The sequence below is a fragment of the Myroides indicus genome, assembly GCF_004364575.1.
GTDB classification, from domain to species: Bacteria; Bacteroidota; Bacteroidia; order Flavobacteriales; family Flavobacteriaceae; genus Flavobacterium; species Flavobacterium indicum_A.
In genome coordinates, this window is the sequence record NZ_SOAG01000018.1 from 1 (window position 1) to 25,218 (window position 25,218).

19 protein-coding genes and 1 pseudogene are annotated in these 25,218 nt (G+C 33.5%); 5 read left to right on the plus strand and 15 right to left on the minus strand.

The annotated features are described in order from the left end of the window. Window positions 1-418: 418 nt before the first annotated feature. The 9 genes and pseudogenes from C8P70_RS14250 to C8P70_RS08470 all read right to left on the minus strand — a co-directional run. A pseudogene (locus C8P70_RS14250) lies at window positions 419-1,036 on the minus strand (TrlF family AAA-like ATPase); the annotation flags it as partial. A gap of 167 nt (window positions 1,037-1,203) precedes the next feature. Further along, a complete protein-coding gene (locus tag C8P70_RS08435) occupies window positions 1,204-1,521 on the minus strand; it encodes a helix-turn-helix domain-containing protein (protein ID WP_133712900.1) in 318 nt (105 codons plus the stop codon). Beyond that, window positions 1,518-1,949: a transposase gene (locus tag C8P70_RS08440; protein ID WP_133712901.1), complete on the minus strand. Its 432-nt coding sequence runs from the start codon at window positions 1,947-1,949 to the stop codon at window positions 1,518-1,520. The genes C8P70_RS08435 and C8P70_RS08440 overlap by 4 nt, the downstream gene beginning before the upstream one ends. 93 nt (window positions 1,950-2,042) lie before the next feature. Continuing rightward, the gene (locus C8P70_RS08445) at window positions 2,043-4,007 is read right to left on the minus strand and encodes an OmpA family protein (RefSeq protein WP_133712902.1); all 1,965 of its coding nucleotides are present in this window, start codon (window positions 4,005-4,007) and stop codon (window positions 2,043-2,045) included. Between the two features lie 12 nt (window positions 4,008-4,019). Then, window positions 4,020-4,946: a PorP/SprF family type IX secretion system membrane protein gene (locus C8P70_RS08450; RefSeq protein ID WP_133712903.1), complete on the minus strand. Its 927-nt coding sequence runs from the start codon at window positions 4,944-4,946 to the stop codon at window positions 4,020-4,022. Between the two features lie 12 nt (window positions 4,947-4,958). Beyond that, window positions 4,959-6,242 carry a gliding motility-associated C-terminal domain-containing protein gene (locus C8P70_RS08455; protein WP_166666202.1) on the minus strand — a complete coding sequence of 428 codons (1,284 nt, stop codon included), beginning with the start codon at window positions 6,240-6,242 and terminating at the stop codon, window positions 4,959-4,961. 103 nt (window positions 6,243-6,345) lie between these two features. Then, complete coding sequence (locus C8P70_RS08460; RefSeq protein WP_133712905.1) at window positions 6,346-8,013, minus strand: hypothetical protein; 1,668 nt, start codon at window positions 8,011-8,013, stop codon at window positions 6,346-6,348. A 73-nt stretch (window positions 8,014-8,086) separates the two neighbouring features. Then, entirely contained in the window at window positions 8,087-9,754 is a 1,668-nt protein-coding gene (locus C8P70_RS08465) for a hypothetical protein (RefSeq protein WP_133712906.1), read from the minus strand. Between the two features lie 156 nt (window positions 9,755-9,910). Further along, the gene (locus C8P70_RS08470) at window positions 9,911-11,191 is read right to left on the minus strand and encodes a hypothetical protein (protein ID WP_133712907.1); all 1,281 of its coding nucleotides are present in this window, start codon (window positions 11,189-11,191) and stop codon (window positions 9,911-9,913) included. An 889-nt stretch (window positions 11,192-12,080) separates the two neighbouring features. Here C8P70_RS08470 and C8P70_RS08475 point away from each other — a divergent pair. The 3 genes from C8P70_RS08475 (at window position 12,081) to C8P70_RS08485 (ending at window position 13,951) form a co-directional block, all read left to right on the plus strand. Continuing rightward, complete coding sequence (locus tag C8P70_RS08475) at window positions 12,081-12,287, plus strand: hypothetical protein (RefSeq protein WP_133712908.1); 207 nt, start codon at window positions 12,081-12,083, stop codon at window positions 12,285-12,287. A gap of 81 nt (window positions 12,288-12,368) precedes the next feature. Beyond that, the gene (locus C8P70_RS08480) at window positions 12,369-13,388 is read left to right on the plus strand and encodes a tetratricopeptide repeat protein (RefSeq protein ID WP_133712909.1); all 1,020 of its coding nucleotides are present in this window, start codon (window positions 12,369-12,371) and stop codon (window positions 13,386-13,388) included. A 113-nt stretch (window positions 13,389-13,501) separates the two neighbouring features. Next, entirely contained in the window at window positions 13,502-13,951 is a 450-nt protein-coding gene (locus C8P70_RS08485) for a helix-turn-helix transcriptional regulator (RefSeq protein ID WP_133712910.1), read from the plus strand. Window positions 13,952-14,202: 251 nt separating this feature from the next. Here C8P70_RS08485 and lpxD read toward each other — a convergent pair whose 3' ends face one another. The 6 genes from lpxD to C8P70_RS08515 all read right to left on the minus strand — a co-directional run bounded on the left by lpxD (window position 14,203) and on the right by C8P70_RS08515 (window position 23,233). Continuing rightward, the gene (lpxD, locus tag C8P70_RS08490) at window positions 14,203-15,210 is read right to left on the minus strand and encodes a UDP-3-O-(3-hydroxymyristoyl)glucosamine N-acyltransferase (RefSeq protein ID WP_133712911.1); all 1,008 of its coding nucleotides are present in this window, start codon (window positions 15,208-15,210) and stop codon (window positions 14,203-14,205) included. A 346-nt stretch (window positions 15,211-15,556) separates the two neighbouring features. Continuing rightward, a complete protein-coding gene (locus C8P70_RS08495) occupies window positions 15,557-15,922 on the minus strand; it encodes a methylglyoxal synthase (RefSeq protein WP_133712912.1) in 366 nt (121 codons plus the stop codon). An 8-nt stretch (window positions 15,923-15,930) separates the two neighbouring features. Continuing rightward, window positions 15,931-16,776: a BadF/BadG/BcrA/BcrD ATPase family protein gene (locus C8P70_RS08500; protein WP_133712913.1), complete on the minus strand. Its 846-nt coding sequence runs from the start codon at window positions 16,774-16,776 to the stop codon at window positions 15,931-15,933. After that, entirely contained in the window at window positions 16,776-17,777 is a 1,002-nt protein-coding gene (gene gap / locus C8P70_RS08505) for a type I glyceraldehyde-3-phosphate dehydrogenase (protein ID WP_133712914.1), read from the minus strand. The genes C8P70_RS08500 and gap overlap by 1 nt, the downstream gene beginning before the upstream one ends. A gap of 21 nt (window positions 17,778-17,798) precedes the next feature. Next, window positions 17,799-18,788, minus strand: coding sequence for a 6-phosphofructokinase (gene pfkA, locus C8P70_RS08510; protein WP_133712915.1), 990 nt, complete (start codon window positions 18,786-18,788; stop codon window positions 17,799-17,801). 83 nt (window positions 18,789-18,871) lie between these two features. Continuing rightward, window positions 18,872-23,233 (minus strand): translocation/assembly module TamB domain-containing protein, encoded by a 4,362-nt coding sequence (locus C8P70_RS08515; RefSeq protein WP_243832691.1) that lies wholly within the window; start codon window positions 23,231-23,233, stop codon window positions 18,872-18,874. 247 nt (window positions 23,234-23,480) lie between these two features. Here C8P70_RS08515 and tsaD point away from each other — a divergent pair, with 247 nt between their 5' ends. Together tsaD and C8P70_RS08525 are read left to right on the plus strand one after the other, a co-directional pair. After that, entirely contained in the window at window positions 23,481-24,503 is a 1,023-nt protein-coding gene (tsaD, locus tag C8P70_RS08520; RefSeq protein WP_133712916.1) for a tRNA (adenosine(37)-N6)-threonylcarbamoyltransferase complex transferase subunit TsaD, read from the plus strand. Window positions 24,504-24,513: 10 nt separating this feature from the next. Beyond that, a complete protein-coding gene (locus C8P70_RS08525; protein WP_133712917.1) occupies window positions 24,514-25,218 on the plus strand; it encodes a 16S rRNA (uracil(1498)-N(3))-methyltransferase in 705 nt (234 codons plus the stop codon).

Below are 25,218 nucleotides of genomic sequence, written 5' to 3' on the forward strand. Positions count from 1 at the left end.
AAGCCTTAGATACATTTCCTAAATGTTGTGCTAATTCTAACACGCCCAACTTGTTTTTGATGATTTTTTGTTGTGTAGTCATAATACTTAATCTTGTTTTAAAGTTATTCAATTTTATTATAACTGTCAGATTAAGTATTGACTAATTCAACTCAAGAGAGTGCAGACAAAGGCACCTTATAAGTGCCTTTGTTATTTATAGTTGTAAAACTATAAAGTCTACATTAGCTTTAAGATATACATTTTTTTATATGGTAAATCTTTAAAACACTATATTAAAGCACAATATAGGCGTATATGTACTTATTATTGAGTATAAAATATTTTAAAGATACATTTTTTAGAAAATATCGTCGATATTCAGTTTTATTACCTGTATGAACTAAATAAGCAGTTCTTTTAGAGATATTAGCATAAGTTAATTTTTATATTTTATTACGAATTTGCTCATGTAAAAGTATTTTAGGTTGTTTTTCATTAAATCTGTATTTTTTTTACGTAAAATAAATGCTGCTTTACCTACCTCAACAATGTTTGCGTTATGTTCTCTAATCCCCATAGATTTCAATAAATCTGTTTCTTTTTTACTAACTAATTTAGTGTTTTCAATTGCGCCATTTATATAATCAAAATGATATTGACTAGTAGACTCTATATCATTTTAACCTTTTTGATTAGCTACAATAACATTTTCAGCATCAGCATTCACTGCAATATTTGCGTTATGAGTGACCACTATTATTTGTCTTTCTAATTTTTTATTTTTCAAATAATTGACTAAATCTTTTGTGATTGATCTATTATCTAGATTATCCTCTGGTTAATCTATCAAGATAGGAGATTTAAATTTACTTAGTCCAACTATCAGCATCAGAATGACAAAACTTACCTTACCTGTAGACATTTCTCCCAATTGATCATTTTTCTAAGTTATTTTCCAATAATCAAAGAAATAATCATCTAATAAAATTTTAATTGCTTCTTTCTTATTTGTATTTGACAAAATTGAGTATGTTTCATCCATAATTGCATCAAAAATATTGAGAAGCTCTTGTTTTAGTTCTAAACGGAGATACAGATTTCTTTTCTCTAATAAAAAAAGAAGACACCTAAGTTGGGTGTCTTCATTGGCTAATGCTGCTTTATTTTATATCCCACAGCAAAGGATGGGTCGAAAATTTGGATTCTTTTAATTTCTTTATCTCAAAAAATCTTTTTCCAATTTGCTATTGTATTTCTGCTCATTTTAAAATGATTGGCAACCTGCGAGTTATTTAGCTGATTCTCTTTTTGGTATTTTAGAATTTTAATTATCGTTTTTTCATCATAAGATCGATATTTATGATCCCTTAACAATTTTTCTTTTTTATTTTTCTCAAACATGATTTCGTTTAATCTAATTACATCCATAAAACTCAATTTTTCTTGTGCTAAAATAGAATCACATATTGCTTGTTTTTCTGGATATTTTCTATCGATTAGATCCATATAAATCCTTTTGTAATTTGGTATCTTTGTCATTTTTTATGTTTTTTAATCCATTTGTATAACGTGGTTTTGGGAATATTATATTTATTTATAATTTCACTATTCTTCATTTCACCCTTTTCTACTAACTCCATAATAAACTCAATTATTTCAGTTGTATAAAGATTTTTACGAAATTTTGGAGTTGATTTCTGAGGCTTGTCTTGCTTTACGTAGTTAATGGATGATGGAGGTGCATATAGCAATATATGGTGAGAAAAAATTCTAAAAAAATCATACTCTAAAAGTTTACTGAATCGTAAAAGTAAATCGGTATCTATATTTTTTGATTCATATATCATTCGTAATTGAGGATCTTTAATCTTCAAAAATTTTAAAATTCTATCTCTTTCGATTTCTTTTTCCTCTACTTTATTTCGAAGAAGTTCTCCAATATGGATATGTTTATAATTAAATTTCATGCTTAAAGAATATTAACAACAAAAAAATATTTTCTTAAAACAGGAAGAAAATCTCATCTTCTTCTTTTAAGTAAATTTGCTTTGGTTATATATTTACAACTCTAACACGATAAACTCTGATCTACGGTTTTCTTCGTGTTCAGCATCCGAACATTTTATACCGTTTTTACATTTATTAACCAATTGTGTTTCGCCGTAACCTTTGTATGTGATTCTCAAAGAATCTATACCTTGCATCATCATCCATTCTGCAGTTGATTTCGCTCTACTCTGTGATAGCTTTAAGTTGTAAGCATCCGAACCACGGCTGTCTGTATGTGAGCGTACATCAATTTTTATTCTCGGATACTCTCTCAATACTTCTACAACTTTTGCTAACTCTAAAGCGGCATCTTCACGGATATTGTCTTTATCATAATCGAAGTAAATCGGATTTAGTTTCAATACTTTAAACAAATCATCGTTTTTCTTCACTTCTATTTTCGTACTTTCTAGAAAAATAATCTCTTCCGTTATACCTGTTTTGGTTCCAAGAGTAAACGTCTCTTCTTTTATGATGTAGTTTTCCTTTTCTACTTTTAAACGATACGTAGCACCGCATTCATAATCGGTATTAAATATGTAACCTTCGTTTGTTGATTGACTACTTGTTCCTTTTTCGTTATACAGATTGTCGTATAAAGTTACGGTAGCATCTGCAATAAGGTTGCGGGTTTTACTGTCGGCAACCATTACACGTAAACTTTGAATACATTCTAAAGGAAGTGCTTTAGTTTCCAAAAATCCATAAAGATCATCGTTACCATTTCCTCCGGTTCTATTGCTCGAAAAGAAGCCTTCTTTAGTATTGTAATCGATATAGTAAGCAAAATCGTCCGAGTTTGAGTTGATTGGTTCACCTACATTATGAACTTCTCCAAAACTTCCGTCAGGTCTTACTTTTACACCATATACATCCAATCCTCCTAATCCGACACGACCGTCGCTTGAAAAATACAACTCATCGTTTCCATTGATATGAGGAAATGTTTCTCGGGCTTCAGTATTGATATCAGGTCCTAAGTTCTGAGGAACTCCCAAGGTACTGCCGTTAAGACTTACTTTCCATAAATCCGATTTTCCGTATCCGCCTGGGCGATCACTCGCAAAATACAGCGTCCGCTCGTCTTTGCTTAAGCTCGGATGCGCCGTACTGAAACCATCTGCGTTAATCGATAGCTCTTCTACATTACTCCACTGCCCGTTTTCAAGCGTGGCACGGTAGATTTTAAGCAAAGTATTTTGGTCTTGATCGTATCCGCGTTTACCCGACTTCATATTGTTTCGCGTAAAGTACATGGTATTTCCGTCTTTAGTAATTACCGTGGTCGATTCGTTTAAAATACTTTTTACATCGCCTTTTAAACGCTTCACTTTTTGTTTGCCTTTTTCATCTGCCTGCAATGGATATTCGTATAAGCTCGTAAAAGCTGCTCCTGTCCAGGTATGCACTTTTTTAGACAAGCTTCCTGTATCACGTGCACTGGTAAAGTACAATTTGTTGTCGTGTACAAAACTTCCGTAATCGGCAAAAGGCGTATTGATCGGTAGGTTGATGACCTTATCGTAACGTCCGGAGTTCTCCCGAATCTGCTTTTTAAGCGCCACTTCGTTTAAACGAACTTTTGCAATCTGGCTTTCGCTTCCTACTTTTTGGGTAAATGCGTCATAATAGGCTTTAGCTTCCGCTTCCATTCCCATATGTTGTAAAGTTTGAGCATAGCGGTAGTAATATTCCGACTCAAGGTCCTCATTTTCATACTGCGTAAACAGACGTTCATAGTGTTTGTATGCGCTAGCGTAGTTTGCATTGAAATAATAAGCGTTACCTAAATGCTCTAAAAGCTCCTGACTTGTAAAACCGCGTTTAAAAATCTTTTCATAGATATTCAAAGCGTCTACATAAGCCCATTGTTCGTACTGCTCGTTTGCCTTTTTCAAGCCTGCCTGCGCCTGCGCTGTCATTGTTCCTATCATCAAAATAATGAACAATATTATTTTCATAATTACTTTTTTCATCTTGAGCTCATTTTAAAAGAAACGTGGCGAATTCACGCGACGGTACTTGTTAAACAATTCAAATCGTAAAAAGATCTCGTGCGAGCCGTTGTTGTAGTTCTTAAGCGCTTTGATGTCGCTGTCGTAACTATAACCGATAAACAAGCCGTCGGTGATCTGAAATCCTGCCAAGGCACTCCAAGCTGCATCCCAACGATAGGATACTCCTAAGGTAAATTTATCGTGAATCAAGAAGTTTGCGGTAATATCCGCATGTAAAGGTGATCCTTTGACGGCTTTTAATAAAAAAGCCGGTTTGAATTTCAACGTAGGATTCAAATCAAACACATGTCCTCCAATAAAATAATAGTGCATACTTTGACGCATTGTAGTTTGAACATTGTCATCGTAACGCGTTGTTTCCAAAAAATTCGGAATCGAAAATCCAAAATACGTGCGATCGTTATGCCAGTAGACACCTGCTCCGATATTCGGTGTGAATTCCCCACTAATATCCTGTGCAAAACGCGGATCGTTCGGGTTATAAGTTAACAACTTCGAATACGCTACATTTAATATATTGGCAGATCCTTTTAATCCAAAACTCAGTTTGTTTTTGTTATAGTGTCTACCTAAATCTAAAGTATATGAGAAATCGATACTTATTGTATTTTCATCCATCACACCTAATTTGTCATTAATAAAATTAACGCCCAAACCTACTTGGCTATCGCTGATGGGAGTGTTAATCGAAAAAGTGTTTGTTTGAGGCGCTCCGTCCAATCCTAACCATTGTGTGCGGTGTATTCCGAAGATGCTCAGTGATTCTCTGCTGCCTGCATATGCAGGATTGATGTTAGTGGTATTGTACATGTACTGCGTGTACTGCGGATCTTGTTGTGACATGGCTGAGAAGCTTGTTAAAGCCAACAAAGCCAATATGATTTTTTCTCTTTTCATTGCTTCTCAGTTTTAATTATTGTTTTCCAAATGAAGGTAGCCCACTTTTTTGATCCACTGGTTTTGTCCGTCGCGATCGTATAAGTATTCCACTACATAATAATAAGTTCCCGATGGAAGCGGTTCTCCTTTACCAAAAACATTTACACCTTCTGCATAACCATTAAAGACATTTCCTTTGCTGTTATAGCTTTTTGTTTCGTATACCTTGCGTCCCCAACGGTTGTAAATACTTACGTGGTTGTTTGGGAAGTATTGGATGTTATCGATGATTAAGTAATCGTTCATTCCGTCGTTATTAGGTGTTACACCGTTGTATATCACCACATCTCCTGGATTCAGGAATTTCTCTTTGATCGTTCCCAGAGTAAAAATACCGAAGCCAACTACATTCAATGGTGTGGTTACCGTATTGTTTGATTCGTCTACTATTCCTCCTTCATCTACCCATAAACCTTGGGCTGCATCCCAGCGTACAATGTGCAAATTCTGAGGTTCGGCTATTAGGTCTTGCGGAGTCGTATGGTTATCCCATGATAAAGTTACGATGACAGACTCTTTAGTGCTTTTTGACGGTGCGATCGTCCAGTATTCTCTCTCGTCAATCAACTCAATAATACCCGTTTTATTTTTATGAGGATGTGCATCGGTATTTGTCGGAGCTAAGAAGTATTCTCCCATATACTGATCTGCAACATTCGAAGGCGCAGAAATACCAGCTAAACGATAATAACCCGATTTACCGATAGGATAGGTAAACGCGTTGTTTCCCTCTTTTTCAACAATCCCTTCTGCATAACTTGCATCGTTTGTATTTGCCGAAATTGCACCGTTACCAAAAAACATCTGTCCTCCGGAATCTTTATTAATCTTTACGATTCCATGTGTAAAATCTCCCGTTCCGTTAATGATCATATCGCTGTTTAACTCAAAAGGATATTGTGTTGAAGCATTGTTAAAAACTACATTGTAATGTTTTGATGGATTTACTCCTGCAATTAATTGCGGACTTTGTCCCGTAAACAAAGTGGTACCTGTTTTTTTTGTATTGGTGTATGTAAACAAGCCGTTGTTTTGATAATTCTTGAAAAAATGAAAAAATCCGTTGTTAAAAACAATACCGTCTTTTTTGTTTTCAAAATCAAAATTGGTGGAAATCAGTGTGCCAGATGAGACATACATTTTTCCTTGATTAACAAGTTGTTTAATATCGTTTTGGGCATACATTATTTGCACGCCCAAAAGCAATAATAGTGTTGTTAAAAAAGAATAGTCATTATATATGGATCTTTTCATTATATTAATTTTATTGTTCATAATGACAGCTGTTAAATCTGTTTAATTGCAGATTTATTGAAAAATCATCTACCAAAAATTAATTTCTTTGGTAGATGATAAATTATTGTATCCCAGAAGGTTTAGTACTGGATGCAAATTCTACAATTGCCTTCGCGTCTACGTCTTTTGTGATATCGATCACATGATAAGTATGCCCTATGCCAATGTTAAAACCTAAACTTGTTCCAGCAACTGTAACATCGTTTACAGGAGCTACCATGCCTGTGCCATAATCTAAATTGATAAATAAGATTTTATGAGCATCTTGGTCTAAAGTGATGCCAGTAGTTCTTGCAGTATTCGCAATAACAGTAGTTTCAAACTCCCCTTTGTACACATAATAAGTTACCCCGTTGTCCACATAGGTATCGCCAGTGAAAACAGAAGTGTTTGAAGTGTTAGTGATTACATCACCTAACACATTTTTGATTTGATTGATTTGCTCTTGCGAAGCATTAATGATCGTATTTACAACAGTCGATGAAATATTAATTGCTACTTTATTACCGCTTGCATCAATGGTATAAAAAACATCCGGAGTGTTTACATCACTATCATGATCTCCAAAATATACATTACCACCAGTGTTGATTATCTTCGAAATTTCGTTTTTGATATTTTCGTTGTTTGTTATAGAACTCAACACATCGGCTGTTAATGTAATTACGGTAGTTGTGTTATCTTCGCTTACATAAGTATATTTAATTTCATTACCTACAGCACCAGTTGTTCCTTCTTTTGTTAAAGTAGTTACGGTTTCGTTGTCTCTTACAATTTCACTGAATGAACTATTATTAACATTGATCCATTGATTGGATGTACTATCCCAAGTTTGAAAAGTAGCTTCACCTGTTGTTTGGTCAATAATAATTCTAGTAACACCATCTTGCATTGCATCCTGAGAAATATTTTCAATATACTCTTGAATTGAATTATATGTGTTTCCACCAACTGTAACTTGATTATTGGTAACTAATTCGCTAAAGTTATTTACAACACCACCAATAACATCAATATAATATACACCTGCAGGAAATGTAGTATCTGTCCAAGTATCTACTACTGTTTGATCTGGTACCATACCATTGTCTGCTACCAAATACGTTTCAGAAACGTAATATTGATACTTTGCATTTTTAACTAACAAAGTTTTGCTTTCGGCATCGGCGATTATTTGTTCAAAATCTGAAGTAATGTCTTTCTTTACATATTTATTTGTCGTACTGTCATAATACACATACGTAATTTTTGCAGGAGTTGTTGCATCACCTGGTTCATAAACCATTCCTCCGCCTAAAGCGTCGCCACCTGTTGATGTTCCATCTAAATTATTTGATGGGTAAGCCGTTTTTAACAATTCTAAAACAGAAACTATATCGGTATCAACTGTACCTATTAATTCTTTTAAATCGGTTGCCGAAGCTACCCGTTCCCAATAGGCTGCACCCATATCTGGAGTTCTCCAATAGTAAAAACCAGGAGTTACTGCAGTTGCTCCCGCGGCAGATTTTTCGGTATTGAATACTAATAAACTTTGCTCTTGATCACCCGTAATTGGTGCAAAAGCATCTGTTGATCTTAAGGCAACACGTGGTATTAAAATACCTTTATCGGTAGCTTCTACATCTAAATAGGCAGATGTTTTTGGTTGCGGCGTTCCAACAGCTATTTGTGCCTGTGCGAAATACACAGTCCCTAATAAAGCTGCAATAAATATTATTTTTTTCATGATTGTATTATTGAAGTGTTTTACTTATTTCTATGATACAAAGATTACCTCTTTGTATCACAGAAAATTTTATTTATATACCTGCTGGCTTAACAGTTGAAGCAAATTCTACTATTACTGTTGCAGCTGTATCTGTAGTAGCGATTACATTATAGTTTTTTCCAACACCAATTTTTAAAGTTACACTTGTTCCGGTAACTACCACATCTGTTACAGGAGCTACCATGCCTGTGCCATAATCTAAATTGATAAATAAGATTTTATGAGCATCTTGGTCTAAAGTGATGCCAGTAGTTCTTGCAGTATTCGCAGTAACAGTAGTTTCAAACTCCCCTTTGTACACATAATAAGTTACCCCGTTGTCCACATAGGTATCGCCAGTGAAAACAGAAGTGTTTGAACTGTTAGTGATTACATCACCTAAGACATTTTTGATTTGATTGATTTGCTCTTGCGAAGCATTAATGATCGTATTTACAACAGTCGATGAAATATTAATTGCTACTTTATTACCGCTTGCATCAATGGTATAAAAAACATCCGGAGTGTTTACATCACCATCATGATCTCCATAATAAACATTACCTCCAGCGTTTATAATTTTGCTGATTTCGTTTTTTACATTTTCATTATTCGTGATAGAATTTAAAACGTCGGCTGTTAATGTAATTACGGTAGCTGTGTTATCTTCGCTTACATAAGTATATTTAATTTCATCACCTACAGCACCAACTGTTCCTTCTTTTGTTAAAGTAGTTACGGTTTCGTTGTCTCTTACAATTTCACTGAATGAACTATTATTAACATTGATCCATTGATTAGATGTACTATCCCAAGTTTGAAAAGTAGCTTCACCTGTTGTTTGGTCAATAATAATTCTAGTAACACCATCTTGCATTGCATCCTGAGAAATATTTTCAATGTACTCTTGAATTGAATTATATGTGTTTCCACCAACTGTAACTTGGTTATTGGAAACTAATTCGCTGAAGTTATTTACAACACCACCAATAACATCGATATAATATACACCTGCAGGAAATGTAGTATCTGTCCAAGTATCTACTACTGTTTGATCTGGTACCGTACCATTGTTTGCTACCAAATACGTTTCAGAAACGTAATATTGATATTTAGCATTTTTCACCAATAAAGTTTTGCTTTCAGCAGCGGCAATTATTTGCGAAAAATCATTCGTAATATCCTGTTTTACATAGGTATTTGTCGTATTGTCATAATACACATACGTAATTTTTGCAGGATTTGTCGGTGTACCATCACCCGGTTCATAAACCATTCCTCCTCCATGAGTAGGTCCATCGTTTGCAGGATCTACTAAATTATTCGAAGGGTAAGCTTCTTTTAACAGCTCTAAAATTTTTGTCATATCCGCACTAGCTGAACCAATTAAGTCTTTTAAATCCGTACCCGAAGCAACGCGTTCCCAAAAAGACGGTCCTGTAGCAGGTATTCTCCAGTAATAAAATCCTGGTTTTACGGCAGTGGCTCCTGTACCAGCAGTTTCTGTATTAAAAATTAATAAACTTTGCTCTTTATCGCCTGTAATTGGTGCAAAAACATCTGTTGATCTTAAGGCAACACGTGGTATTAAAATACCTTTATCGGTAGCTTCTACATCTAAATAGGCAGATGTTTTTGGTGCATCGGTATTAATACCCACCTGAGCCTGTGCGAAATATGCTGAACCTAATAAGGCAGCAATTAATGTAATTTTTCTCATTTTTCTGTTTTTAGATACCTTAAGATTTCTCTATCGGAGTAATTAATAAATCTATTTTTAATTCAATTTTAAATTTTCTATTTTATATTAATAACTATAACACTAGATAAAGAGAGCCAAGCAATCTATCTATAGCATCAATTCTTCTATTTTTTACTAAAGCGCGGTTACTTGTTCTATTTTTATATATATTTTAGTATCATTTGTTGGATATACCGATCCACCACTCTTAGATGCCAACATCACATAAGCAGTATACATAACATTACTATTATAATCAGTCCAAGTATATCTTCTATACTCAGGTCCACTACCTACTGCGTTATTAATATCTGGATCACCCCAAAATCCATCAGTGTTATTACCTGTTCCTGAATCCTTCCAACTATTAGCACCACTTGAATTAGTTCCACCCCAAACATTTGCTGGAACAGCCAAATCACTTGATGTAAGAACTATAAGTCCACCATAATCAGTTGAATAATTCCAAATTAATGTTTGAGCAGAACCTGTATTATTAAAAAGTTGTACATCTGATCTTCCTCGTTTAGTAGGATCAGGTGTTGCAATACGTACTCTTACACGATATCTACCATCTGGTGTTGACAATGGAAAAACATAACTATCAGAAATATCATCATAAACAGCAGAACCCATGGAAGCTAGTACTTTAATATCTGCCGTTGTTTGATTCATAATTCTTGCATCACATTGCTGAGCTGCTGTAAGAAAAGGCACGATAGTAGAATTAATAGGCAATATCATATCTGATGTATTAACTGGTGTACCTGTTACCGAGAACACTAATTCACCTGCACCATATTCTAATTTACCAGGTCTTAGTACAAATGTTAACCCATTAATAGTAATAGGATTACCTTCTGAATAGGCACCTCCGTTACCACCAGAATAACTAATTTTTAAGTTTCCTTCATAAGGTACTCCTGCTTTCCAAGCAGAGGGAGATAAAACAGCTGAGCTACATGTAATTGAATTAACTTGTGGAGCGATAGAATTGGTACTGTCGATTGACATCCATGTAGAACCATTCCAAAAGTAATAACCTTTAGGTAGTGTTGTACCATTGTTGTAAACCATTAAACCAGTAGGTTGACTAGATCCATCACCTCCTTGTATATCCATAGTGCTACTTGTAAGACTAACTCTTGGAATAAGGATACCTTTATCCGATGCAGCTACATCCAACATTGCATAATCATTTGGAGTGGTACCAATACCCACTGCTCCAGTACTCTTAATCACAACATCATCTTCAAGTTGTGTTGCTGTAGGCGTTCCTGTATTTGGATTGGTGGTTACTGGAGACGATTTACCATCTAAATGAAAAACTCCTTGTGGATTAGGTGTATTCACACCTATTTGAGCAAATGCATTAAGCGACAAAATGCTTAAACCTACTAAAATAATTTTTTTCATAGTTTAATCTTTTTTCAATTTTTATTTTTACATACATACCTAATTATATTGGTGGTAATTTTTCAGCTTTAAAAAACAGTTTGTATTTTTCAAGGAACTTTTATTTTCATACACTTTATAATTTGTATTAAGAATATTTCTGAGATTTGTTAATGTATCTCATGCGTCTGCTTTATTAAATATTTTTTTGTTGTTAAAAACCTCTATTAGTAGTTTGTATCTCTTCAAAAACAACTTTAATAATGTCTATTTAAATGGGGTTTTTAGATACTCGTTTTTGTAATATTTGTACAAAGCAAAAGTCTGTTAATAAATTTTAAATAGTTCTTTTCATGCATTTACAAAACAATTACATAAAGAAAAAACGTCTATACAAAATATATACAAGAAAAATAAACACCTATAAATCAGTTTACTAAACATATATTTCTTCCGTTTTATTCGGTTCTTTCATTTTTTTTCTAAAAAGAAATAACTCTATCTTTATAAATCATGAAAAGTTTTTTAATAGCAAGCCTTAATCAATATGTTAAAACATTTATTATTCTTCATTTTATTTGTAACTCCAATTTTTATGTTTTGTCAAAGCAATCAGGATAAACAACAACAAGAAGTTTATGCGCTTTTTTTAGTTACAAATTAGATGATGCTAAAAATTATATTGAAACTAATTTTTCTGCAATCATCAGATGAAAAATCAAGTCAAATTATAGGTTATATACATTTCTAAATATTATGAATATGCGAATACGACCAGTAAAAAGCTATCGAAAAATCAAAAAAAATTGCAGAATAAACCCATAATGAATTAGACAAAGTTTTTGTGGATATACACATCAAAAACAATAAAGATTTCAACTTAATTACACACTTTAAAAACGAACAGCTTATGGATAAAGATCTAAATACCATTCAAAATATTATAAAAGAATTTCATACTAATTTCTTTAAAAAACTGAATGATATTGCAGTGACTAAATTAACTAATCTCGATATAAAATACGCTGCTTACATTTATATGAATATGGATAATTCGCAAATAGCAAGTATCTCCAACATTGACCCCAAAACAGTTAGCGTAAAAAATACTGTCTAAAATAAAAATCAGGACTTACAAAAGACATTAATTTCGATACTTTTGTAAGAAATATATATCCATAATTTAATTAAAAACACTTTGAAGAAAAAAACAAAACATATTGCCTTATTTGTTATTCTCCTTTCTTTACTGGTTAGTTGTGGCAAGAAAAATAATTCCGATACATTATCACCTACACAAATAGATCGTATGCAAAATGAGGCACGTAATTTATTTAGTGATAGAAAAGTAAATGAAGCCCTTGAGGGGTATAAAAATGTTGCTCAAAAAGCGCAACAAATAAATTATGATCAAGGTTTATCAAATGCCTATATAGGAGTTGCGAATTGCTATTATGAATTATCCAATTCAAACGAAGGAATAAAGTATCTAATCCTTGCAGAAAAACACGCCCAAAACAACCCTGAAATATTAGCTCGAATTAATATGATAAAAGGCTTTATTTTAGTAAATGCTCATTCATATGACGAAGCTGAAAAAAAATTCAAATTAGTAATAGAATATGCGAATCAAATTAAAGATCAAAAAACAGCCATAATGCTTATCGACAGAGCTTACATTAATATTGGAAATATTTATCTTGAACTTAAAAAATACGACTTGGCATTAACCAACTATTACAAATCTTATACTTCATCAGATATTGTAAATAGATTAGCAAGCGGTATTAATATGGCTGAAATTTTTTTGTTGACCAATAAAATGGATTCTGCACGAAAATACATAGAAATAGCACAAAACAACACCTATTTAATTCCAGAAAAAAAGTTTCGATCGGCTGTTAATGAAGGTTTAAGAGGGGTGAAAGGTTTATATTACATTAAAAAAGAAGATTATAGAAAAGCAGTCAATGAATTAAAAAACAATCCTAGTGCTAGTAAAACTACTTTTTACACTACCGAAGAGTTGCTTGGTATGGCTTATGCAAAACAGCATAAAACAGATAGCGCTTTATTTTATTTAGAAAAAAACATTCATAATAAATTAAACAGTAGGCTAAGTGACCAAAACATATATAGCGCTACATATCTTATTTATAATGATGAGAAATTAGCATTACAAAAAAACACGAACAAAAAAGAAAAGTTTATATCTTAATCATTTCTCTTACAAGCATCAGTTGCCTACTTTTAGCCTATACAATTTATAACAGGCGAAAACTAAATCAACAACGAACGCAACTTCTTAAGTCTGAAAAAGCACGTTTACAAATGGAAAAAGAAATTTCAGACTTGAAACAAGAACACTATAAGGAACAATTATTAGCTCAATCAATTCGATTAGATCAAAAGAATAAATTCTTAGATGAGCTAAAAGAAAATATAAAAAACAATAAAGATTTAAACTTAAATATATACTTTAAAAACGAACAGCTTATTGATAAAGATCTGAATAATATTCAAGATATTATAAAAGAAGTTCATCCTAATTTCTTTAAAAAACTGAATGATATTGCAACAACTAAATTAACTAATCTTGATATAAAATATGCTGCTTACATTTATATGAATATGGATAATTCGCAAATAGCAATTATCTCCAACGTTGACCCCAAAACCGTTAGCGTAACAAAATACCGTCTAAAACAAAAGTTAGGACTTACAAAAGACATTGATTTGGATACTTTTATAAAAAAACTATGCAGTACTAATTTTTCGTAAATACATTCTTTTATTAACATTATATAGATTTTCTAACTCACCACCGTAGCATTCAAATTAATAAATTTAACAATTGAAATAAGATTACCAAAATTTTCACCCCACTATATACACACTTTTTGTTTATTGCATTTATATCCTTTTATAATATACACCCATATCTAATAAAAGAAAAAATATAAGATAAAACTTACTTTTAAACTCTTTTTACAGAAATCTAAATCTCTGTAAAAAGAGAAGATTATTAACTGCTATTGCAGTTTGGTATTATAGTTTTTAACCAATTGTTTTAAAGCAGCCCATTGTCTTAATGTACTTTTTGCTTCTGCTGCCGGGTATCCCAATACCGTTTTACCGGCTTCAACATCTCCTGTAACGCCCGACCCTGCTCCTACTACTGCACCATCACCTATTGTAACATGATCTTTTATAGATGCACTTCCACCAATTACAACAAAATTACCCAAAGTAACTGACCCTGCCAATCCGCTATTTCCTGCCATAATACAATATTTACCCAAAACACAATTATGACCAATTTGTACGAGGTTATCAATTTTACAGCCATCCCCTATAATTGTAGCACTAAATTTCCCTCTGTCAACACAAGAGTTGGCACCTATTTCAACCTGATTTCCTATAATCACATTACCAATTTGCGGAATCTTTACTAAACCCTTTTCAGGAGAAGGGCAAAATCCAAAGCCATCGGCCCCTATTACTGCATTGGGATGTAAAATACAATCCTCGCCAATCTGACAACGCTCTCTCACGACAGCACCTGACCACAATACAGAATTATTGCCTATTACCGCATCATCAAGTATTGTCACATTTGAATACAGCAGTACATTTTCGCCTATAATTACATTTTTGCCAATGTAACAACCTGCTCCTATTTTGGTTCCTTTTCCTATTGTTGCAGTATCATCTACACTTGCCATAGGATGTATGGCTAAATCAAACACAGGCATTTTGGGAGCAAAAAATGTTAAAAGCTGAGACATTGCCAAATCTACATTATCTACTTTGATAAAAGCTCTGTCTTTCCCCGGTAAAATAGAAATATTTTGATTGACAATAGCTACACAAGCTTTTGAGTTCTCCCATAGACGCTCATATTTTTTATTGCCAATAAAAGATATTTGCCATTCTTCAGCTTTTTCAAGCTGTTCTGCAGCTTTAATTTTTTTTAGAGTACTTCCGACAATTATACCGTTTAATACCTCATTAATTTCGTTCAATGAATATGCTTTCATAAATAAGTTTATGGTTTTGTTTCAATAAGAACGCATATTTACAAAAGATATTACAGATAAAAACGCTAAACAATGATTTTAACTTTTAAAATATCTGAAAAAATAAAAAAATTAAAAATAACTCTTTCCCCAATTTGTATTATTCTTGTATTTATTCAGCAACATATTAGAATATAATTACAGTCAAAGCATATTTTTTTGGAAATAACTATATTTTTTTAAGAGTCAAAAGACATAAAATATGAAGAAATTATTTAGAACTGATTTTCATTTTTTAACTTCTATATTTCTTTTCTCTAATAAAAATCACATTGATTTTTTTAATATATGATTTTAAAATAGAGAACTACTTTAAATTATTTAGCAATAACTGAGCGGAGGCTTCGTTTGTTGCTAAAGGCACATTATGTACATCACAAACTCTTAAAAGCATATTGATATCAGGCTCATGAGGATGTTTTCCTAGAGGATCCTTAAAAAAAAGTACCATTTGGGTTTTTTCCTCAGCTACTCTTGCCGCTATCTGAGCGTCCCCGCCCAATGGTCCCGATAGCATTCGCTGTACATTAAACCCCTCCTCCTGAGCCATACTCCCAGTTGTTCCGGTTGCAATCAAATGTATTTTTTCAGAAGATAATATAGCTCTGTTTTTTTTTATAAAATCGAGCATTTCTCTCTTTTTAGCATCATGCGCAATAATTGCTATTTCCATAATCTATTTTATTTGTGATATTCAATTAAACCATCTAAAGGTTTTTGAATAATTTTCCCCACTCTTATATTATTATCACTTAATATCTTTATAAAATTTTCCTGTAAAAAATAGGCTACAGACCCTACAAAATGCACTTCTGTATCCTTGTATTCAGGATTACTCTTTATATAATAATCAACAAAATACTGTATTTGCTTTTCTATCATCTTTTCAAAATACGAATGCTTTCTGTGTTCAATTAAAAAGGGTAAAAAAGAAGCCAAATAAGCATTTGGGTTTTCCTTTTTGTAAAAGTTATATTTAATAACGTCAGCATCGACATCGTACTTTTTTTTGAACAATTCAGCCAAATTAGCAGGCATTATTTTTAAGAAGTACTCTTTAACCATTAAGCGACCAAATGCACTTCCGCTGCAATCATCCATAGCCATATACCCCAAAGATTCTATTCGCTGATAGATTCTTTCTCCATCAAAATAAGAAACATTGGAACCTGTCCCATTGATGCACACAATGCCTCGACTGCCTTTTTTAATCGTGGCATATATTGCTGCATAAGTATCTTCGTGTACGTGAATATCACTACAATTAACAAAGTAGTTTTTCAAAAATTTGAGGATGATATTTTTTGTTCTGTCTGACCCGCATCCGGAACCATAAAAATAAAGTTGTTTTACTTTATGCCGATATTTTAAAATATCCAGAACTGTATTTACCCTTACAAAAATTTCTTCAGGTGTAATGACTTCCGGATTTAATCCCAAACTCGTTACCGATGTTAGAACGGTATTGTCTTCATTAAAAAAAATCCAATCTGCTTTAGTAGAACCGCTATCTACGATTATCTTCATTATTTTAGGCTGTTCATTAGTATTCCCAGATCCACCATTTTACACGAATATCCGTACTCATTATCATACCAAGCTACAATTTTAAAAAAAGTACTGTTCAATCCCATCCCCGCTTTAGCATCGATAATACAAGTATGTGGATCCGAAATAAAATCTTGTGAAACTACATCATCTTCTGTGTATGCCATGATCCCTTTTAATTCGTTTTCACTAGCTTTCTTCAGTACTTTCATTACTTCTTCATATGACGTTTGTTTGCTCAACTTAACTGTTAAATCAACCGCAGATACATCTGCTGTAGGTACGCGCATGGACATTCCCGTAAGTTTTCCCTTCAAACTTGGAATTACTTTTCCTACTGCTTTGGCAGCTCCTGTAGATGCCGGAATAATATTATTCATTGCGGATCTTCCTCCTCTGTAATCTTTTTTAGAAGCTCCGTCTACGGTTAGCTGAGAAGCAGTAACAGCGTGTATAGTGGTCATCAATCCTTCCACAATACCAAATTCATCGTCCAGTACTTTGGCTAAAGGCGCTAAACAATTTGTTGTACAGGAAGCATTTGACACAATAGTATCAGTTACCTGTAACTGTTTGTCATTTACTCCCAAAACAAACATTGGAGCATCAGGAGAAGGAGATGAAATAAGCACTTTTTTGGCTCCTGCATCTATGTGTTTTTGTGCACCAGATAAATCCTTAAAAATTCCGGTACAATCTGCAATAATATCTGCCTGAACTTCATCCCACTTCAATAAAACCGGATCTTTTTCAGCTGTAACGCGAATCGTTTTACCATTGACAATTAAATTCCCGTTTTGTACTTCAACCTCACCCCTAAAACGACCGTGAACAGAATCGTACTTTAATAAGTATGCCAACTGATCTACTTCCATTAGGTCATTGACACCTACTATTTCGACATTGTTTCTTTTAACGGCTTCTCGCAGCATTAATCTTCCTATTCTTCCAAAGCCATTGATTCCTATTCTTGTTTTCATATTTTGTTACGTCTTAATTTATTAAATTGATATAATATCTGAAACTCTCAGCAATTCCATATCTATAGGAGAGTGTCCTTTGACAGCTTGTTCCAGCGGAGTCAGCTCAACCTTATCGTTAATCAGCCCTACCATATAATTTTTTTTCCCTTCCAGTAATGTTTCGACAGCTTTTACACTTAAACGGCTTGCCAGAACACGGTCAAAACAAGAAGGAGCTCCTCCTCTCTGCATATGTCCTAATACAGATACTCTTACTTCATATTCAGGAAGATTCTGTTCTACATATTCTCCTAATTCGAAAACATTTTTTCCAAGTTTTTCTCCTTCTGCCACTAAAACAATACTCGACGATTTTCCGGATTTTTTACTCTTTTTTAGAGATTCCAGCAATCTGTCCATTCCTAAATTTTCTTCAGGAATCAATATTTCCTCCGCTCCTGCTCCAATTCCGGCATTCAAAGCGATGTGTCCCGCATCGCGCCCCATTACTTCTACAAAAAACAAACGCTTGTGTGAGCTTGCTGTATCCCTTATTTTGTCAACTGCATCTATCACCGTATTTAAAGCGGTATCAAAACCAATAGTGTGACTTGTACCCCGAATATCGTTGTCTATCGTGCCGGGAATTCCCATAACAGGAATATCAAATTCTTTGCTCAATATCATTGCTCCTGTAAAACTTCCGTCTCCACCAATAACGATCAAAGCATCTACAGCTTCTTTTTTTAGATTTTCATAAGCTTTTTTCCTGCCTTCAGCAGTTTTGAAAGTTTCAGATCTGGCTGTTTTTAAAATAGTCCCTCCTTTGTTAATTATATAATTAACATCTCTCGGACCAAAAGGTTCAAAATCCCCCTCTACCAATCCTTGAAACCCCCTAAAAATGCCAATACATTCAACATGGTGATAAGTACACGTTCGAACAATTGCTCTTATGGCAGCATTCATACCCGGAGCATCACCGCCAGATGTGAGCACACCTATTTTTTTTATAATTCTACTCTTCATTTACGTCATTTTGAGTAAAGTTATAAAATATTCATTTCTTTAACAATGAAACAAATCTTTTTTAAAAGTTATTATTTTGTAAATTATTCTGACTGTTGGGAGGAATTATTTTTTCGTCTGGTTTCATAAAACTTTATAAAGTCTCGATTAAAATCTGAATCCGGTAATTCGTCTGCCCTGTTATTTTCTGATTTGGTATTTTTTTCTTTTTCCCGTTTAAGAGCTCTGTTGAGCACCCGGGATATAAGCTCCTTAAAAGTATCAAAATCAACCTCATAAGTAACTCCTACTCCTTGCGTATAACCAATACCTTCTCCAATATAGTTAATGTCATTTTCTCTGTTAAAAAAGCGAGCATTTAAAGTTCCCTCCTCATTTATCCTCAATAATACCTCAACATCTCCAACAATCACAGATTGTTCTACTCCCCCAACCGGTACTCCTAATTTTCCGTTTACCGAAATCCGATCGTTTACTTTAGTTGAAAAGGTCACGCCTAAACGCCCTTCTGTTTGAGCATATGGATTTCGTTCTCCTTGTGCATAATTTAAACCAACTTTGAACTTTTCATCTTCATCAGAAAACAAATCATCAAAAATACTGCTCGCTCTTTCAAATAAACTCCCTGTCAACGTAGACGATGAATTATTTGATGAAAAGAAGGTTCCGGTTGCCAATAAAGCCATTGCCTGACGTTCACGCGTATCACGATCACTGAGTTTATAATCTATTTCTGATTTTACCACTGAACTAACGGTTGGAAAGCTGATTTCAAAATCAACTTCTGGATTGCTCAAACTACCGTTTAAAACAATAGCCACATCTGTCGGTACTTTTCTGCTTACAATAGAGTTATCAACAATTACACTTGGATTGGCATCGGTGTGATATATTGCCTGAAGATCTAAAATAGCATTCATCGGATCTCCGTCCCAACGTATAGTTCCGTATTTTTTTACCACAAACTTTTTATCAATCAATCCTCCGTATTTAAAATTGTATTCTCCTTCATAAGCCTGAAAATCGCCCCACATATTAAATTTCCCCAGCGTATTAATTTCCATAGTTATAAAACCTGCTCCCTTACCTCTCATTGCGTGTCCGGATTCTCTGTCCAAAATAATTTCTATTTCAGCATCAGGCGTAAGCACAAACTCAAAATCTAATTCAATTCCACTATTTTCGTAACGATAAATATCCGTATCTTCTCCTTTTAAACGCAACTCCTTTTCTTTGGGTGACAAAAAGTGAATAAAGTTCTTATCTCCTGTACCTTGTGCTTCCTTTAAAGGTATCTTTATAGATGTTCCTTTGTTCGAAGTTGCATTAATATCTATAGACAACAACTGCACGGGACCTACTATTTTTGCCTGACCGTTAATAAATGCCCGCCCGTAATAAATACTTCCTTCCGTATATTCTGTATCCAGTGCCAGTAAATTAGAACTTGTCATATTTAGATCCAAAACCCAATCGTTAAATACTTTATGAGCTACTTCTCCATTGACAATCCCCTCTGTTTTATATTTAGTGTCAATTAATTTTACTTCCCTGAATATAAATTGTTTTTCTGTTATATCCAATGGAGTTTGTTCTTCAAAATTATAATCTACCCCTGTAAATTTTGATTTCATTCCAGCTTCATTCAGATATAAACGACCATTGATATCAGGGCTTTGAGGTTTTCCTAAGATGCTTATTTTTCCGGTAGCATTTCCTCTGACATCCGAAACAATAGAACTCAGTAATGGACCGATGGATTTCATACTAAATTTATTAAATCCGGATTCCAGATTTAAATAGCTCTTTTTATCTATTACTTTAACATCTCCGTTCAAATAGAATTTTTCTTCGTCATCTTTTACTATTTGAGACCGAACTTGGAATTTTTCAAGACGTTCATCCCCTTCTACTTTAAAATTGAGATCTCCCAACAATGCATCATTAACCTTTAATGAGTCAATAACAAGATTGGCATTAGGATGAAAGACATCTTTTTCTTGTGAAAAGTGTATTTCTCCATCAATATTTCCGGCAAATTTTAAATTATTTATATCAGGCGTAATTTTAGATAAATCTACATTCAAAAAAGATAAGTCAAAATGCTTATATGTAGAATCTCGAACTATCCCACTCAAACTTACTTCCTGATGATTATGTGAAATGGATAAAGAATCAATAACAAAATCAGTCAATTTTTTATTAAAAACAATCTTGTTGTCATCTTCTTCATGCTCATTTATATTCCACTCATAACCTTTAAAAAAAAGCTCTGATTTCTTAAATCCTACCACAGAAAGGTTTTCATCATTTATAGTATGGTAGAGATTTAAATTAAATTTATCCAATTTTTTATTTCCCCCAGTAAATTCAGATCGGATGAATAATGTATCGTTATGGGTTAAATTCAGAAGATTAAAATCCTGAATAGAGTATCCTTTCGTTTTTACGCTATCAATGGTTACATATGCATTGTATAGCGGATTAGCATTATTAACATTTAGCAATACATTAAAAAACGAAACTCCGCTGAGTTCAATTCCCGGCGAATTAAAATCTAACTTAAACTCTTTTTCGTCATTGTTAATTATTCCGGAAACTCTCGTCTGTTCACTTACCGTTAAATAAGGTAAAAATATCTCTATCAACCGATTATGAACCGTTATATCAAAGTCCAGATATTGCCCGGGCTTTACTTCATAAGGTGAATAATTAGTATATAAACTTCCCAAAGCATTTGTAAATAAAGCTTTAGCCTCTTTAAACGAAAACTCTCCTGTAATATATCCTTGAATGGCTTCTTTTGAATTTACCGTAATAGTGCGCTCCTCTCCTTTAAAACTGGAAACTAGCGAAAATTCTTCAAAATCATAGTGATCTTTACTGTTGTCGTAGGTTGAAGAATACATTTTAAACTCGCCCGCTAAATCGTCTATTGTATTTCCCGAAGCAGCAAACTCAAAACTTCCGCAAAACTCTGCAATAGAATCATTCACTAATTTTAACGCGTGCAAATCTGCATGAGCAACATCCGCTCTAAAATCATAGTTTTTCACTTTTGAACTCAAGTCAATAACGCCGTTAAAATCAAGTTGCAAATTAGGATCCTCAGCATGGATTAACCCTCTGTAATAGGGCATTTTCATCAAACCGTCAACAGAGATATTCTGATAATTGTATTGTCCAAAAGCCAAAGAAAATATCTCTCCTTTTACACTTGTGTTCAAAGATTTTTGATTAAACCCCTCCCCGTCAACATCTATATCCACAGAGGCAAGACCAAATTTATTATCTTTAATAAACTCCCCCAGATTAAATTTATCTAAAACTATATTTCCCTTATACCGGGCTTTATCAGCATCGTTTAAATTGTCTATATCTATTTCAGCCACAGCCATTCCTACTGAACTAATCACCTGAACATCTGTATTTAGAGTTCGCTTCGTCATTTCAATTTCTCCATGAACATCTACCACTCCCAAATTTCCCAATTCAACAGGCAGTTTTTCAGACAGCATTTCGGGCATAAGACTAACTAAGCTGTTCCGAGTAGTTTGTAAACGCGTTAAATTGGCTCTCATCCAAAATGGCTTTTCCTGATCAAAAACATTTTTAAACTTAAATTGCCCCAGTACATAGGTATAGCCGCCATCAACTAGATGTACGTTTTTCATAGAAAGGTCGTTCATCACTCCCTCTACTTTTCCCTTGATGTAAACTTTTCTTTCACTGGCAAATTCGTTGGCGAAATGATTGAGATCTGTTGTATTTAAGATGGCTTTTTCAATATCAAAATCCCAATTTACTTTATCGGTAAAATATTTCATATCTCCTACTTCAAAAGTAAAGTACAAGTTTCCCTTAATTGCAGAACGCTGTGTTGCAAGCTCAAGATTTTGAATTCCCATACTAGTTTGGGTATGTGAAAAATCTCCCGTTAGTTTTTTGACTTCCATTCCCCAATGATCGTCAAAATCAGAATTCAAAATAGTAGCATAAATTTCGGGACCTTTGATAAAGAAGTTCTTAATAGAAGCGTTGATATTTTTAAAATCTACAACAATAGGATGTTCGTTGTTATCGTCAGAAATTATTAAATGTCCGTTATCTAACATTATTGTATTAGATTTTAAACGGAATTTTCCGTCTCCTTCTTTTCCATTATCAAAAGCATCTATCAAGGCATCTAAGTTCGTACTTGTTTCTCCTTTGTACTTGTGAATGTTTATATATAAATCTTTAATTTGGGTTTTTGAGAAATAAAGCTTTCCCTGCAGTAATTCTTTCAGATTCAAAAGGCTGGTCTGAAATTTACTCATGTAAATAAAATCGTTGTCGTGATTGTCCCTGGCGGCAACTTCATACAAAATAATATTTCCGAAGGCATCCAGTGCAATAGCTTTTACACGTAACTGTGTTCCAAACTTTTCATTAACACTATTCATAGCTTGCTTAGCTATAAAGGTTTGAACAAAAGGTAAAAATAAAGCACTAACCGAAATAATCAGCAAAGTAAAAATCACCAAAATAAGGCGAAAAACTATTTTTTTAAATTTTCTGATACCGTTTTATGTTTTAAATTTGCTCAAAAATACACTAATTATAGTGAGGATTTATAATTTACAAAATTAATCATTTTTAAATAGCTCCCAATTGTAATTTGCGGTATACAATAATTTTAAATCTATAAAAATGTCTCCAGACTCCAAATACATTTTAGCGATAGAAAGTTCTTGTGATGATACTTCCGCTGCAATCCTGGAAAATACTAAAGTTTTGTCCAATATAGTTGCTCGACAGGAAATCCATGAAGAATATGGCGGAGTAGTTCCTGAATTGGCATCCAGAGCACATCAGCAAAACATTGTACCTGTGGTTGATATTGCTTTAAAAAAAGCCAATATAACAAAAGACATGCTAAGTGCAATTGCTTTTACGCAGGGTCCCGGCTTAATGGGATCTTTATTGGTAGGAGGGTCTTTTGCTAAATCTCTGGCATTAGCTTTAAATATACCGTTAATTGCTGTTAATCATATGCAAGCGCACATCTTAGCACACTTTATAGACGAAGCAGAATATGATAAACCGGATTTTCCTTTTTTAGCACTAACTATTTCGGGAGGTCACACACAAATTGTTCAGGTTAATAGCTTTTTTGAGTTTAAGATATTGGGCGAAACAACAGATGATGCTGTAGGCGAAGCTTTTGATAAAACTGCCAAAATATTAGGTTTTTCTTATCCTGGCGGTCCTTTTATTGACAAATACGCACAAAAAGGCAACCCAAAAGCTTATACTTTTACCAAACCAAAAGTAGAAGGTTTGGACTTTAGTTTCAGTGGATTAAAAACGCAGATCTTGTATTTTATACAAAAGAAAACACAAGAAAATCCTAATTTTATAGAAGAAAACAAAGCAGATATTTGTGCTTCTATACAATATACTATTATTCGGATTTTAATGGATAAATTGCAGGTTGCTGTTTTGCAGACTGGAATTAAACAAATAGCAATTGGTGGCGGAGTTTCTGCCAATTCCGGAATCCGAAAAGCTCTAAAAGAAACTGAAAAAAAATACGGATGGAAGACCTTTATTCCAAAATTTGAATATACAACAGACAACGCAGCGATGATAGGAATCGTAGGTTACTACAAATTTATGGAGTCTTTTTTCTCTGACTCTTCTGTAGTTTCAAAAGCAAGAATTGAACTTTAACTTATTTGTTATGCAATTATTCTATTCGCCAGCAATACAAAAAAATCAAAACTCATTTGTTTTTGATAAAGACGAAAGCAAGCATATTATTCGGGTTCTTCGCAAAAAAACAGGAGATACCCTATTTGTTACTAATGGAAAAGGCACTTTATTTACAACTAAAATCATATTGGATTCAGACAAAAGCTGTACAACTGAAATTACAGCCTTTAAAGATGAATCTCCTTTGAATTTTCACATACATCTTGCAGTAGCTCCTACAAAGATGAACGAGCGATACGAATGGTTCTTAGAAAAAGCAACTGAAATAGGCATTGGAGAAATCACACCTATAATCTGCGATCACTCCGAACGCAAAATCATAAAATCTGAGCGATTTGAAAAAGTGATTTTATCTGCCATGAAACAGTCGTTGCAGCTTTATTTACCCAAATTAAATCCGCCTGTTCTGTTAAAAGATTTTTTGAGTCAAAACCACAAAGAAGACAAATATATTGCCCACTGTGAAGAAGCTGAAAAAAAATTATTGAAAAACTGCATCACTCCTCATAAAAATTATTTACTTTTAATTGGTCCGGAAGGCGATTTTTCTAATGCAGAAATTCAACTGGCACTGGAAAAAGGCTTTTCTCCCGTTTCATTAGGAAGCACCAGATTACGTACAGAAACAGCAGCTATTGTGGCTACACATAGTTTTGTTTTTATCAACGAATAA